Here is a 12,403-nt window from a genome sequence, read left to right on the forward strand (position 1 = left end):
CGCGGAAGTGCTGTAGCGTGCGCTTACGCTCGTGAACGTGGGTTAGGGTACCCAAAGATGCTTGGCGAAGGGGACTCCGATTATCAAGGTATTGAGTCGGGTGTGGATACCCCTGGTGATACTGGCCGTGGCCGGTGTCGCCGCATTCACGGTTACGCGTATCCACGGCTTGTTCGGCTCCGAGAAACGCCCCTCCTACTCCGACGGCCAACTCGACGAGACCAAGCCCTTCAACCCCAAGCGATTGACCTACGAAATCTTCGGACCGCCCGGAACAGTCGCCGACATCAGCTATTTCGACGTCAACTCCGAGCCGCAACGCGTCCAGGACGTCCCGCTGCCGTGGCATCTGGACATCGTCACCACGCTCCCCTCCGTGGTGGGCAGCATCATGGCGCAGGGCAACAGTGACAGCATCGGCTGCCGCATCACCGTCGACGGCGAGGTCAAGGCCGAACGTATCTCCAACCAGGTGAACGCCTACACGTTCTGCCTGCTGAAGGCCGCATGAGCGGGCCCGAAACCCACGGCGCCGGCGCGCAGCCTCACCGACCGTTCATCGCACGCACCATTCGGCGATTCGCCATACCCATCATCCTGGGCTGGCTGGCCCTGATCGGGGTCCTGGTGGCCACCGTTCCGCCCCTGGAGGTGGTCAGCAAGCAGAACGCCGTCTCGGCGAGCCCCGCAGACGCGCCCTCCATGCTGGCCATGACCGAGATGGGCCGGGTCTTCCAGGAGTCGGACTACGACAGCACCGCCATGATCGTGCTCGAGGCCGACCACGAGCTGGGTGATGCTGAGCACGCCTACTACGCCGAACTGGTCGACAAGCTGCGCGCCGACACCGCACACGTCCAGCACATCCAGGATTTCTGGGGCGATCCGATGACCGCGGTCGGCGCCCAAAGTCCCGACGGCAGAGCCACCTACGTCCAATTGAACCTGGTCGGCAACATCGGGCAGTCCGCCGCGAACGAATCCATCGAGGCGGTCCGCGACATCGTGGACTCCGTCGAGACCCCGCCGGGGCTGACCGTCTATGTCACCGGCACCGCGGCGCTGGCCGCCGACATGAACCATGCCGGCGACAAGTCGATGTTCAAGATGATGGCGGTCACCATTCTGGTGATCCTGACCATGCTGCTGCTGGTCTACCGATCGATCACCACGGTCGTGCTGCTGCTGGGCATGGTCTATATGGAGATGAACGCCGCCAGCGGCGTGGTGGCGTTCATGGGCCATCACCACTGGGTCGGACTGACGACGTTCTCGGTGAACCTGCTGGTGTCGCTGGCGATCGCCGCCGGCACCGACTACGCGATCTTCCTGATCGGCCGCTACCACGAGGCGCGCCAGGCCGGCGAAGACCGGGAATCGGCGTACTACACCGCATTCGCGGGTGTCGCTCACGTCATCCTGGGCTCGGGGCTGACCATCGCCGGAGCGGTGTTCTGCCTGCACTTCACCCGCATGCCCTACTTCGTCACGCTGGGCATCCCCTGCGCCGTGGGAATGACCATCTCGGTCCTGGCGGCGTTGACGCTGGGCCCGGCGTTCATCACCGTCGGCAGCCGGTTCGGCCTGTTCGACCCCAAGCGCGCCACCAGCACCCGCGGCTGGCGGCGGGTCGCCACGGTGATCGTCCGCTGGCCCGGCCCGGTGCTGGTCGCCTCGCTGGCGGTCGCGGCCGTCGGCCTGCTGACCCTGCCCGGATACGCCCCGGCCTACGACGACCGCAAATACATCCCGGCCGACATCCCCGCCAACGAAGGCTTCTCCGCGGCGGACCGGCACTTCTCGCAGTCCCGGATGCTGCCGGAGGTCTTGCTGATCGAGTCCGACCACGACATGCGGAACCCGTCGGACTTCCTGATCATCGACAAGCTGGCCAAGTCGGTGTTCAAGGTCGTCGGGATCTCGCGGGTTCAGGCGATCACCCGCCCGCAGGGGACGCCGCTGGAACACACCTCGATCCCGTTCCAGATCAGCATGCAGAACGCCGGCCAGCTCCAGACCATGCAGTTCCAGAAGAAGCGCATGGACGACATGCTGACCCAGGCCGAGGCGATGGCGCAGACCATCGCCACCATGCGCCAGATGTACGGCTACATGAGCCAACTGGCCGGCACCACCCACGAGATGGTCGGCGACATGGACGTCCTGCAGCAGCAGATCTACGAGATCCGCGACCACATCGCCGATTTCGAAGACTTCTGGCGTCCGATCCGCAACTACTTCTACTGGGAACCGCACTGCTACGACATCCCCATCTGCTTCTCGCTGCGCTCGGCGTTCGACGTGGTCGACAGCGTCGATCCGATGAGCGACAGCATGGACAAGATGATCGCGCACATGGGCGACATGGATGCCCTCATGCCGCAGATGCTGACCACCTTCCCGCCGATGATCGAGACCATGGAAACCATGCGGACGATGATGCTGACGATGCACAGCACCATGTCCGGCATCTTCGAGCAGATGGACGAGATGAGCGAGAACGCCACCGCGATGGGTAAGGCGTTCGACGAGTCCAAGAATGACGATTCGTTCTATCTGCCGCCGGAGGTCTTCGAGAACCCCGACTTCAAGCGTGCGATGAACATGTTCTTCTCCCCAGACGGTAAGGCCGTCCGGATGATGATCTCGCACCGCGGCAATCCGGCCACGGCCGAAGGAATTTCGCACATCGACAAGATCCGCGTCGCCGCGGAGGAAGCGCTCAAGGGAACGCCCCTCGAGGACGCCAAGATCTATCTCGGCGGAACCGCATCGCTGTTCAAGGACATGCACGACGGTTCCAACTACGACCTGCTGATCGCCGGAATCGCTTCGCTGTGCCTGATTTTCATCATCATGCTGCTGATCACCCGGGCACTGATCGCCGCGCTGGTGATCGTCGGCACGGTGGCGCTGTCGCTCGGCGCCTCGTTCGGGTTGGCGGTGCTGTTCTGGCAGTACCTCATCGGCGTGCCGCTGCATTGGCTGGTGCTGGTGATGTCGGTGATCATCCTGCTGGCGGTGGGCTCCGACTACAACCTGCTGCTGGTGTCACGCTTCAAAGAAGAGATGCACGCCGGACTGCAGACCGGCATCATCCGGGCGATGGGCGGCACCGGCAAGGTCGTGACGTCGGCCGGGTTGGTGTTCGCCTTCACCATGACCTCGATGGCTGTGAGCGACCTGCAGATCATCGGCCAGATCGGCACCACCATCGGCCTGGGGTTGATGTTCGACACGCTGATCGTGCGGGCGTTCATGACGCCGTCGATAGCGGCGCTGCTGGGCCGCTGGTTCTGGTGGCCCATCAACGTGCTGCCCCACGTGGGCGGGAAAGCGGCCCGGCACCGAGCCGTTGCCGCCCGCGCGCGCGGCGAGGACGCCGAAACGACCGAGAATCTGGCCAACCGGTAGCGGCTGCTCACGGCACCGGAGGCCGAAAACTAATTAGGTAGCATGGCTAAAGTTATGTAGCATTGGGCATCGCGCCCGGGAGCGCCACGGCCCTCCGCCGCCGCACCCACCTCGCCGGATCGCCCCGCTCAGTGGCTTATCGGCGGGTTTTGGTGCTCGACAAACTCACAGAGGAAAGGACCGGGGGAATGGCTACAGTGGATCGCATGCGTATGCACCGCTCGACTCTCCGCGGGGCCGCCGTGGCCGCTGCTGCCGCAGGCGCGGCGGTGGCCGCCGTGTTGCTTCCTGCGACCGCCTCCGCCGACGCAACCGACGACTTCCCGATCCCGCGGCGGGTGATCCACACCGACTGCAGTGCCGAGCAGATGCTGGCCGCCAGCCGTGACCTGTCGCCGATCTACTACGAGCGCTACATGATCGACATGCACAACAAGCCGGTGCAGGTGCAGCAGGCCACCATCGACAAGATGCACTGGTTCTTCTCGCTCAGCCCCGAGCAGCGCCGGGCCTACTCGGAGGAGCTGGCGACCAATTTCGCCGACCCGCTGACCGTGGCCTGGCCCAACCACGCCAAGATCTTCTTCAACAACAAGGGCGTCGTCGCGAAGTCGACAACAGCCTGCGATCAGTACCCCCGCGACGACATGTCGGTGTGGGACTGGGCCCCCAAGCCCTAGCGGCAAGACCACCGGCCGCCGCACGCCCGCCCGGACTCGGGCATCACGTGTTCGCGCTGAGCCCCTCGCCGTCACCTCCGGCGAGCTGGTAGCGGCGGGTCAGGGCCCGCGCCTGCTGAGCCCGGTGTTGGTTGTCGGTCGCCGCATCGGAGACCACCCGGTGAACCTCGTGGGTCTTGGCGGTCAGGAACCGCTGGAATTGGCGGGATCCGGCGGGTGTGTCCAGCCCCGGCCAGGTCTCGGCCGATTCGCGGACCTCGGCCTCGATGGCATCCAGACGCTGCCGGGCATCGGCGTTGCTCTGCACGGCCTGCCGCAGCAGCGTTTGAAACTCCTGGTCGGCTGCTGCCGACGCCGCCAACTGCCGCGCAAGCGCGTCGTGGCGCGCGCGTGACGCATCCGCGGAGGTTCCGGGATTCTCGGCCATAGCGCTCAGGGTAGTCGGGCCGGATCGGACTCAGTTGTCCTTTTTCGCCCGCCGCTTGCCGGACGGGCGCGGTTTGTCAGCCGTGGCGCCGGCCGTCTCGGGTGCTTCCTCGCCCGCCGATTCGCCCTCGGGGGTTTCGGCGTCGGCGGTCTCGTCGGCGGTTTCGTCGGCCGCAGCGGTCTCGTCGGTGTCGTCAGCGGTCTCGTCGTCGCCGGTGTCTTCGTCGGTGTCCGAGTCCTCGGCCTCCGCGGCGTCGGCCTTCTTGTCCCGCCGGCGCTTGCGCTGCTTTTCCGCCTTCGGCTTGATCGGTTTCGGTGGTGGCGGCGGCATCTCGGCGACAAACGCCAGGTAGAACGCGCCGATGCCCAACAGGGCGATCGCGGCCGCGGCCCCGTAGATGCCGAACAACCACATGCCCGCGTCATCCAGCGACAGCCAGATCTCGCTGACCGCGGTGCCGGCGATCATCACGGCGGCCACCGCGTGCGCCACGATTGAGCCGGTCAGCAGAGTCAGCGCCAGCTGCGGGGTGCCGAACTCCGGCTTGCGGGCCTGCTTCAGCACTGCGGTCACCGGCAGTGCCATCGCCCCGATCAGCACGCCCAGGAGCACCCGCATCACGGTGCCCAGCGTGTGCGGGCTGAAGCCGGTCAGCTCCCACCATCGGGGCAGCACGAAGAGGAAGTAGAGGATGGCGGCCAGTGTTGCGAGTGACGCGTGCCAAACCGTGGCGACGGTACGACTCACGCCACCTCCCATGCTCGTCAGCTAGTGATTCAGGTGCGACCGGACCTTGATCGTTCGGTCCGGCCGCACCTGAATCGGGTGCGGAGGATAGGGGATTTGAACCCCTGAGGGCTATTAACCCAACCCGCGTTCCAGGCGAGCGCCATAGGCCACTAGGCGAATCCTCCGTCGGCAATGGTAGCTGAACCCCGGGCGAGCTCCGCACGCTGCTCATTTCCGCCCGGCTTCGCCGCGCTCGCGACCACCGCTGTGCCCGATGGCGGTGGCCCGCAGCGCCCGGCTTCGCCGCGCTCGCGACCACCGCTAGACTTGCGGGCGGACCCCGCGCGGCGTCCATCCTGTGAACTCCCCCAGGGCCGGAAGGCAGCAAGGGTCAATGGGCTCTGGCGGGTGCGCGGGGTCCCCTCATGTCGGGCCTTCGACGCTGAAAGGCGCACCCGTGTCGCTGCAATCCCTCAACCGTGCCGACCTGACCGCGCAGCATGAGCGCTACCAGCGGGACTACGCCGAACTGCAGGCCAAGAAGCTGTCCCTGGACCTCACCCGCGGCAAGCCGGCGCCGGAACAGCTCGACCTGGCCAACGGGCTGCTGGCTCTGCCCGGCCCCGACGACTTCCGGACCGACGACGGCACCGACACCCGCAATTACGGCGGCCTGCAGGGCCTGCCCGAGCTGCGGGCCATTTTCGGGGAGCTGCTCGGCATCGCGGTGCCCAACCTGATCGCCGGCAACAACGCCAGCCTCGAGTTCATGCACGACGTGGTCGTGTACTCGATGCTGCACGGGGGCGTGGACTCGCCGCGTCCGTGGGCCCAGGAGCCGGTCGTGAAGTTCTTGTGCCCGGTCCCCGGTTATGACCGGCACTTCGCGATCACCGAGACGCTGGGCATCGAGATGATCCCCGTGGCGATGCGCGAGGACGGCCCGGACGTCGACCTGATCGAGGAACTCGTCGCCGCCGACCCCGCGATCAAGGGCATGTGGACGGTGCCGGTGTTCGGCAACCCGACCGGCATCACCTATTCCTGGGAAACGGTGCGCCGGCTGGTGCAGATGAAGACCGCCGCGCCGGACTTCCGGCTGTTCTGGGACAACGCGTACGCGGTGCACACCCTGACCACCGAGTTTCCGCACCAGATCGATGTGCTCGGCCTGGCCGCCGCCGCGGGAAACCCCAACCGGCCGTACGTGTTCGCCTCCACCTCGAAGATCACCTTCGCCGGCGCCGGTGTCAGCTTCTTCGGTGGCTCACTGGGCAACATCGCCTGGTACCTGCAGTACGCCGGCAAGCGTTCGATCGGACCGGACAAGGTCAACCAGCTTCGCCACCTGCGGTTCTTCGGCGACGCCGACGGCGTCCGGGTGCACATGCGCCGTCACCAGGAGATCCTGGCCCCGAAGTTCGCGATGGCCGCCGAGATTCTGCAGCGGCGCCTCGCCGACGCCAAGATCGCGTCGTGGACCGACCCCAAGGGCGGCTACTTCATCAGCCTGGACGTCTGGCCGGGCACGGCGCGCCGCACCGTCGCGCTGGCCAAGGACGCCGGTATCGCGGTCACCGAGGCCGGGGCGTCCTTCCCGTACCGCAAGGACCCCGAGGACCAGAACATCCGGATCGCCCCGTCGTTCCCGTCCACCGACGATCTGCGCGACGCCGTTGACGGTCTGGCCACCTGCGCGCTGCTGGCCGCCGCCGAGCACATGTTGGGCTGAGCGTGCCGAAACCGGCGTCCGCGCCGGAGCCGCCGCCTAGCATTCACCGAAGTTGTGTCAGCAAGGCTGTCGAGAGTCCGGTGGAGGCCCGAGGAATGGCGATCAAGTTCGGTGTCGGCGGCTGCGCGGCGCTGGCGATAGGTCTTAGCGCGCTCGCGCAGGCACCCGCCGTACTGGCAGATCCCGTTCTCGACGTCTCCTCCGCGCAGGCGCTGGACATCGCCCCCGACACCGCCTTGTCGGCGATGCCGCCGCGGGTCGCCCAGGAGCTCGACGTCTTTCGGCGGGCCGCCGCCGATGCCGGACTGGGGCATCCCGTGATGTACGGGGACGGCCAGTGCTACCCGCTGGTCCAGGAGTACATCCACGCGGTGGGTGCCTCGTGGCGCAACAGAGACCCCAGCGGCAACGCCTTCGACCTCTACGAACATTTCCCCACCAATGGACTGGCCCAGTTCTTCGACCAGGTTCCGTTCGCCGGCGGTCTCAACGAGCCCCAGGTCGGGGACATCGTCGTCTACGGCCCGGGTGGGTATGTCAGCGAGCACGGGCACGCTGCGGTGGTCACCGATGTCCGCGGCAGCGGTCCCCTGCTGAGCTATGAGGCGGCCGAACAGAACTCCGGCGGCCGGCTGTTCGTGACGCTGAACTGGCGCGATTACAACCCCCTGTACAACACATTGGGCTATCTGCGCCCGAAGCTTTAGCGCTGTGCCTGCGGGGCCTGCACCGCCGTCGGCCCGAGCAAGTAACCTGCTGGCGTGGCGCTCTACCGCAAATACCGGCCGGCAACCTTCGCCGAAGTGGTGGGGCAGGAACACGTCACCGAACCGCTGTGCACCGCCTTGTCGGCGGGCCGGATCAACCACGCCTACCTGTTCTCGGGGCCTCGGGGCTGCGGCAAGACCTCGTCGGCGCGCATCCTGGCCCGGTCGCTGAACTGTGCCGGGGGCCCCACGCCGACGCCGTGTGGAACCTGCGACTCGTGCGTGGCGCTGGCCCCCAACGGGCCCGGCAGCATCGACGTCGTCGAACTGGACGCGGCAAGCCACGGCGGTGTCGACGACACCCGCGATCTGCGGGACCGCGCCTTCTACGCCCCGGCTCAGTCGCGCTACCGGATCTTCATCATCGACGAAGCGCACATGGTGACCACCGCGGGTTTCAACGCGCTGCTCAAGATCGTTGAGGAGCCGCCCGACCACCTGATCTTCATCTTCGCCACCACCGAGCCCGAGAAGGTGCTGCCGACCATCCGGTCCCGCACCCACCACTACCCTTTCCGGCTGCTGGCGCCGCGGACCATGCGTGAGTTGATCGGGCGGATCTGCGCGCAGGAGCGAGTCGCGGTCGATGACGCGGTCTATCCCCTGGTGATCCGTGCCGGCGGGGGATCGCCGCGGGACACCTTGTCGGTGCTCGACCAACTGCTGGCCGGTTCCGAGCCGATGCCCGACAGCCCCGACATCAGCCACGTCCACTACCAGCGGGCGCTGGGCCTGCTGGGCGCCACCGACGTCGCCTTGATCGACGAGGCGGTCGACGCCTTGGCGGCAGGGGACGCCGCGTCGCTGTTCGGTGCGGTGGAATCGGTGGTCGACGCCGGCCATGACCCGCGCCGGTTCGCCGTCGACCTGCTGGAGCGGTTCCGGGACCTGATCGTGCTGCAGGCCGTCCCCGACGCGGCGGCCAAGGGTGTGGTCGATGCGCCGGAAGACATGCTGGAGCGCATGCACGAGCAGGCCACCCGGCTGGGCCCGGCCACCCTGGCCCGCTTTGCCGAGGTGGTGCACGCCGGCCTCGGCGAGATGCGCGGTGCGACAGCACCCCGGCTGCTGCTCGAGGTGGTGTGCGCCCGGCTGCTGTTGCCGTCGGCGTCGGACACCGAAGCCGCACTGCTGCAACGGATCGAACGCATCGAGGGCCGCCTCGACATGTCGATTCCCGCGGCGCTGGCACGGCCCGGCGCCCCCGCGGGGGCGCCGCCGGCGGCAGCCGAAGCCGCGCAGGCGGCCAAACAGTTCACCCGCCGCTCGTCCCGCGCCGCCGAGCCCGAACCCGTGCCGGTAGCACCGCCGGCGCCGGCGCCGGAGCCGGCAGCCCCGGCAGCCCCGGCAGCCCCGGTAGCCCCGCCGGCACCGTCTGCCTCACCTGCTGCACCCGCACCGGCGCCTGTACCGGTTTCAGAAACGCAACCCGCACCCGCGCCGCGGCCAGTCCCCGAAGCCGCGCCGGCACCCGCGGCGGCAGCTACCCCCGGTGAGCCGGACGTGGCGGCCGTCCGCGCGATGTGGACCACGGTGCGCGACAAGGTGCGTCAGCGCAGCCGCACCACCGAGGTGATGCTGGCCGGTGCGACCGTGCGCGCGCTGGACGGCAACACCCTGGTGCTGACCCACGAATCCGCGCCACTGGCCCGGCGGCTGTGCGAACAGCGCAACGCCGAGGTCATCACCGAGGCACTCAAGGACGCCCTCGGGGTGAACTGGCGGGTGCGGTGCGAAGCCGGTAGCCCGGCCCCGGAAGCGGGCCGTGCGCCCGCGCTCGCCGAGGTCGACATGGAGTCGGCGCGGCGTGCCGACGAGAGGCGCTGCCGCGGCGCGATCCCGAAGAAGTGGCGCTGGAGCTGTTGCAGAACGAGCTGGGCGCCCGCCCCGTCCGGGGCGAGTGATCTAGGGCTGCCACCAGGGCCGCAGCGGCAGATCGTCGTCGCCGTCGCCGTCGACATTGCTGGCCAGCACCTGGTGCAGCTGAAACAGGTTGCGCTCGAAGCACAGCACCGACGCCGCCATGTACAGTCCCCACACCTTGGCCCGGCCCAGCCCCACCTGGGCGACGGCTTCGTCCCAGTGGGACACCAGGTTGCTGCTCCACTGCCGCAGCGTCATCGCGTAGTGGTGGCGGAAATCCTCTTCGTGCAGCACCTCGAGTCCGGTCTGCTGGATGTCGGAGATCACCCGTCCCGAGCCGGTGATCTCCCCGTCGGGAAAGACATACCGGTCGGTGAAGGCGTCGCCCCGGTAGATCGAGTTGTCCGGCAGTGTCACACATTGGTTGAGCAGCAGCCCCCCGGTGCGCACCTTCGACTTGAGGCAGCCGAAGAAGGTCTGGTAGTTCTTCACCCCGATGTGCTCGCTGACCCCGATGCTCGAAACGGCGTCGAAGCCGGTCTCGCGCACATCGCGGTAGTCGCAGTGGCGGACCTCGGCCAACTCCGACAGACCCTCGTCGGCGATGGCGCGCTGCGCCCACGCCACCTGCTGGGCGGACAGACTCACCCCCAGGGCGTGGACGCCCCGGCGGGCGGCATACCGAACCATGCCGCCCCAGCCGCAGCCCACGTCGAGCAGGCGGTCACCGGGCTGCAGGCGCAGCTTTTCGAAGATCAGCCGGTACTTGTTCTCCTGGGCCTGCTCCAGGGTGGCATCGGCCGTCGGGTAGATCGCGCAGCTGTAGGTCATCGACGGACCCAGCACCCACTCGTAGAAGGTGTTGGAGACGTCGTAGTGGTGATGGATCGCATCGGCGTCACGGGTTTTGGAGTGCCGCAGTCCCTCGGCTGCCCGGCGCCACTTGGGCGGCGCCTCCTCGGGTGGCGGCGCGATCGGCTTGAGGTTCTTCAACCCGATGGACCGGACGATATTGGCCAGTGCCCGCGGTGACGGGTGCTTGAACTCCAGATCCGTCAGCGCGTTGAGCACCGGATACGGATTGCCCGGATGCACCCCGTGCAGTTCCAGGTCCCCCGCCACGTAGGCGCGGGCGATCCCGAGTTGCCCCAACGAGGTGGCCAGGTAGTTGGTGGCGCGCGGAGTCAGCAACTCCACGCCCAGGGTCGCATCCGGCGGTCCGACGCTGCTGCCGTCATAGGCCGAGATCCGCAACGGCGGCGGCCCGCCGCCGGCGAGCAGCATCAAAACCTCGGCCAAGCCGAGGCGGTCTGTCTGGGTAACCGTCATCGCCGCATCCCCCCGGCGATACCGACAATGGCCCGCCCCCCCCGCGGTGGGCATCGCCTGCCAAAGAGCCTAGGGCCGGCCCATCCGCTGAGCAAGAGCGCCGCGGAACCGCAAAGAAACCCGTATGGCGTGCTGTCCGTTGTCTGCCCGGTAGCGTGGGCTGGCGTGACTGACACCACCACGTGCGCGATCGTCGGTGGTGGGCCGGCCGGTATGGTCCTGGGCCTGCTGCTGGCGCGAGCCGGCGTGCGGGTAACGCTGCTGGAGAAGCACTCCGACTTCCTGCGCGACTTCCGCGGCGATACCGTGCACCCCAGCACCCTGCGACTCCTCGACGAACTCGGCCTCTGGGAGCGCTTTTCGGCGTTGGCGCACAGCGAGATTCACCAAGTCCGGCTCGACATCGGCGGACGCGACACCACCGTGGTCGACTTCGGCCGGTTGCGCCGCCAGCCGCACCCCTACATCGCGATGGTGCCGCAGTGGGACCTGCTCAATCTGCTCGCCGAATCCGCCCAGGCCGAGCCGACATTCACCTTGCGCATGCGAACCGAGGTCACCGGACTGTTGCACGAGAACGGGCGGGTGGCCGGGGTCCGCTATCTCGGCGCCGACGGACCCGGCGAGCTGCGCGCCGATCTCACGGTGGCCTGCGACGGCCGTTCGTCGGTCGCGCGGCACGAAGCGGGCCTGCACTCGCGGGAGTTCCCGGTGAACTTCGACGTGTGGTGGTTTCGCCTGCCCACCCACGCCGCCGCCCAGCCCACCCTGCTGCCACGCCTCGGCCGGGGTGGCGTCGCGATCATGATCCCGCGGGACAACTACTTTCAGGTCGCCTATCTGGGCCGCAAGGGTACCGACGCAGACGTGCGGGCGCGCGGCATCGAGGCCTTCCGGCGCGAGGTGGTCGCGCTCATTCCCGAGGCCGCGGACTCGGTGGAGGCGCTGCGCAGCCTCGACGACGTCAAACACCTCGATGTGCGGGTCAACAGGTTGCGGCACTGGAGCATTGATGGACTGCTGTGTATCGGGGACGCCGCGCATGCCATGTCCCCGGTCGGCGGTGTCGGTATCAACCTGGCGGTGCAGGACGCGGTGGCCGCGGCGCGGATTCTGGCCGAACCGCTACGGCAGGGCCGGGTGAGTCGGCGTGACCTCGCCGCCGTGCAACGCCGCCGGGAATTTCCCACCGTCGTCACCCAGTCGATTCAGCGGGTGGCCCACCGAGCGCTGAACCCGATCCTGCGAGGTGAGGATCTGAGCCCGCCGGCGGCCGCGGGCACCGTGTTGGCCGTATTGCCGTGGCTGGCGGCTGTTCCGGCCTATCTGGTGGGGGTGGGAGTGCGCCCCGAACGCGCGCCGGATTTCGCGCGCCGCTAGGCCTGATGGCGGCGACCCGCGGCGCCCGGCTTCGCCGCGCTTGCGATCGCCGCGGGGCCTGATGGCGGCGACCCGCGGCGCC

Annotated in this window: 9 protein-coding genes, 1 tRNA gene, 1 other RNA gene and 1 pseudogene; 8 read left to right on the top strand and 4 right to left on the bottom strand. The window is 68.0% G+C overall.

Features of this window, described 5'->3' with window-relative positions; translation table 11 throughout:
* Nucleotides 1–91: 91 nt before the first annotated feature.
* The 3 genes from G6N14_RS18710 to G6N14_RS18720 all read left to right on the top strand — a co-directional run bounded on the left by G6N14_RS18710 (nt 92) and on the right by G6N14_RS18720 (nt 4,094).
* Entirely contained in the window at nt 92–511 is a 420-nt protein-coding gene (locus G6N14_RS18710) for an MmpS family transport accessory protein (RefSeq protein WP_085136248.1), read from the top strand.
* Complete coding sequence (locus G6N14_RS18715) at nt 508–3,414, top strand: MMPL/RND family transporter (RefSeq protein ID WP_085136249.1); 2,907 nt, start codon at nt 508–510, stop codon at nt 3,412–3,414. Before G6N14_RS18710 ends, G6N14_RS18715 begins: the two co-directional genes overlap by 4 nt.
* Nucleotides 3,415–3,626: 212 nt before the next feature.
* Nucleotides 3,627–4,094, top strand: coding sequence for a DUF5078 domain-containing protein (locus G6N14_RS18720; RefSeq protein ID WP_046316061.1), 468 nt, complete (start codon nt 3,627–3,629; stop codon nt 4,092–4,094).
* A gap of 43 nt (nt 4,095–4,137) precedes the next feature.
* Here the strand turns inward: G6N14_RS18720 and G6N14_RS18725 are convergent, their stop codons facing one another.
* The 3 genes from G6N14_RS18725 to G6N14_RS18735 form a co-directional block, all read right to left on the bottom strand.
* Nucleotides 4,138–4,521 carry a DUF4226 domain-containing protein gene (locus tag G6N14_RS18725; RefSeq protein ID WP_085136250.1) on the bottom strand — a complete coding sequence of 128 codons (384 nt, stop codon included), beginning with the start codon at nt 4,519–4,521 and terminating at the stop codon, nt 4,138–4,140.
* 30 nt (nt 4,522–4,551) lie between these two features.
* Nucleotides 4,552–5,268 carry a lipid uptake coordinator LucA gene (locus G6N14_RS18730; RefSeq protein ID WP_085136251.1) on the bottom strand — a complete coding sequence of 239 codons (717 nt, stop codon included), beginning with the start codon at nt 5,266–5,268 and terminating at the stop codon, nt 4,552–4,554.
* A gap of 81 nt (nt 5,269–5,349) precedes the next feature.
* Nucleotides 5,350–5,435, bottom strand: a tRNA-Ser gene (locus G6N14_RS18735).
* Between the two features lie 147 nt (nt 5,436–5,582).
* Here G6N14_RS18735 and ffs point away from each other — a divergent pair.
* From ffs to G6N14_RS18755, 4 genes and pseudogenes are all read left to right on the top strand, one after another.
* Nucleotides 5,583–5,677: signal recognition particle sRNA small type (ffs, locus tag G6N14_RS18740), an RNA gene on the top strand.
* Nucleotides 5,678–5,707: 30 nt separating this feature from the next.
* The gene (locus G6N14_RS18745) at nt 5,708–6,982 is read left to right on the top strand and encodes an aspartate aminotransferase type Ic (protein WP_085136252.1); all 1,275 of its coding nucleotides are present in this window, start codon (nt 5,708–5,710) and stop codon (nt 6,980–6,982) included.
* A gap of 95 nt (nt 6,983–7,077) precedes the next feature.
* Nucleotides 7,078–7,689 (top strand): CHAP domain-containing protein, encoded by a 612-nt coding sequence (locus G6N14_RS18750; RefSeq protein WP_085136253.1) that lies wholly within the window; start codon nt 7,078–7,080, stop codon nt 7,687–7,689.
* Nucleotides 7,690–7,743: 54 nt separating this feature from the next.
* Nucleotides 7,744–9,653 (top strand): annotated as a pseudogene (locus G6N14_RS18755) (DNA polymerase III subunits gamma/tau).
* A gap of 1 nt (nt 9,654) precedes the next feature.
* Here G6N14_RS18755 and G6N14_RS20690 read toward each other — a convergent pair.
* Nucleotides 9,655–10,941 carry a class I SAM-dependent methyltransferase gene (locus G6N14_RS20690; RefSeq protein ID WP_085136255.1) on the bottom strand — a complete coding sequence of 429 codons (1,287 nt, stop codon included), beginning with the start codon at nt 10,939–10,941 and terminating at the stop codon, nt 9,655–9,657.
* A 165-nt stretch (nt 10,942–11,106) separates the two neighbouring features.
* Here G6N14_RS20690 and G6N14_RS18765 point away from each other — a divergent pair, with 165 nt between their 5' ends.
* Entirely contained in the window at nt 11,107–12,321 is a 1,215-nt protein-coding gene (locus G6N14_RS18765; protein WP_109559851.1) for an FAD-dependent oxidoreductase, read from the top strand.
* Nucleotides 12,322–12,403 lie beyond the last annotated feature (82 nt).

The organism is Mycolicibacter hiberniae (genome assembly GCF_010729485.1).
Classification (GTDB): domain Bacteria; phylum Actinomycetota; class Actinomycetes; order Mycobacteriales; family Mycobacteriaceae; genus Mycobacterium; species Mycobacterium hiberniae.

Bases quoted from the DNA above. Each gene is read 5' to 3' on its own strand.
- G6N14_RS20690 (WP_085136255.1), bottom strand. From the start codon at position 10,941: ATGACGGTTACCCAGACAGACCGCCTCGGCTTGGCCGAGGTTTTGATG.
- G6N14_RS18720 (WP_046316061.1), top strand. From the start codon at position 3,627: ATGCACCGCTCGACTCTCCGCGGGGCCGCCGTGGCCGCTGCTGCCGCA.
- G6N14_RS18725 (WP_085136250.1), bottom strand. From the start codon at position 4,521: ATGGCCGAGAATCCCGGAACCTCCGCGGATGCGTCACGCGCGCGCCAC.
- G6N14_RS18750 (WP_085136253.1), top strand. From the start codon at position 7,078: ATGGCGATCAAGTTCGGTGTCGGCGGCTGCGCGGCGCTGGCGATAGGT.
- G6N14_RS18715 (WP_085136249.1), top strand. From the start codon at position 508: ATGAGCGGGCCCGAAACCCACGGCGCCGGCGCGCAGCCTCACCGACCG.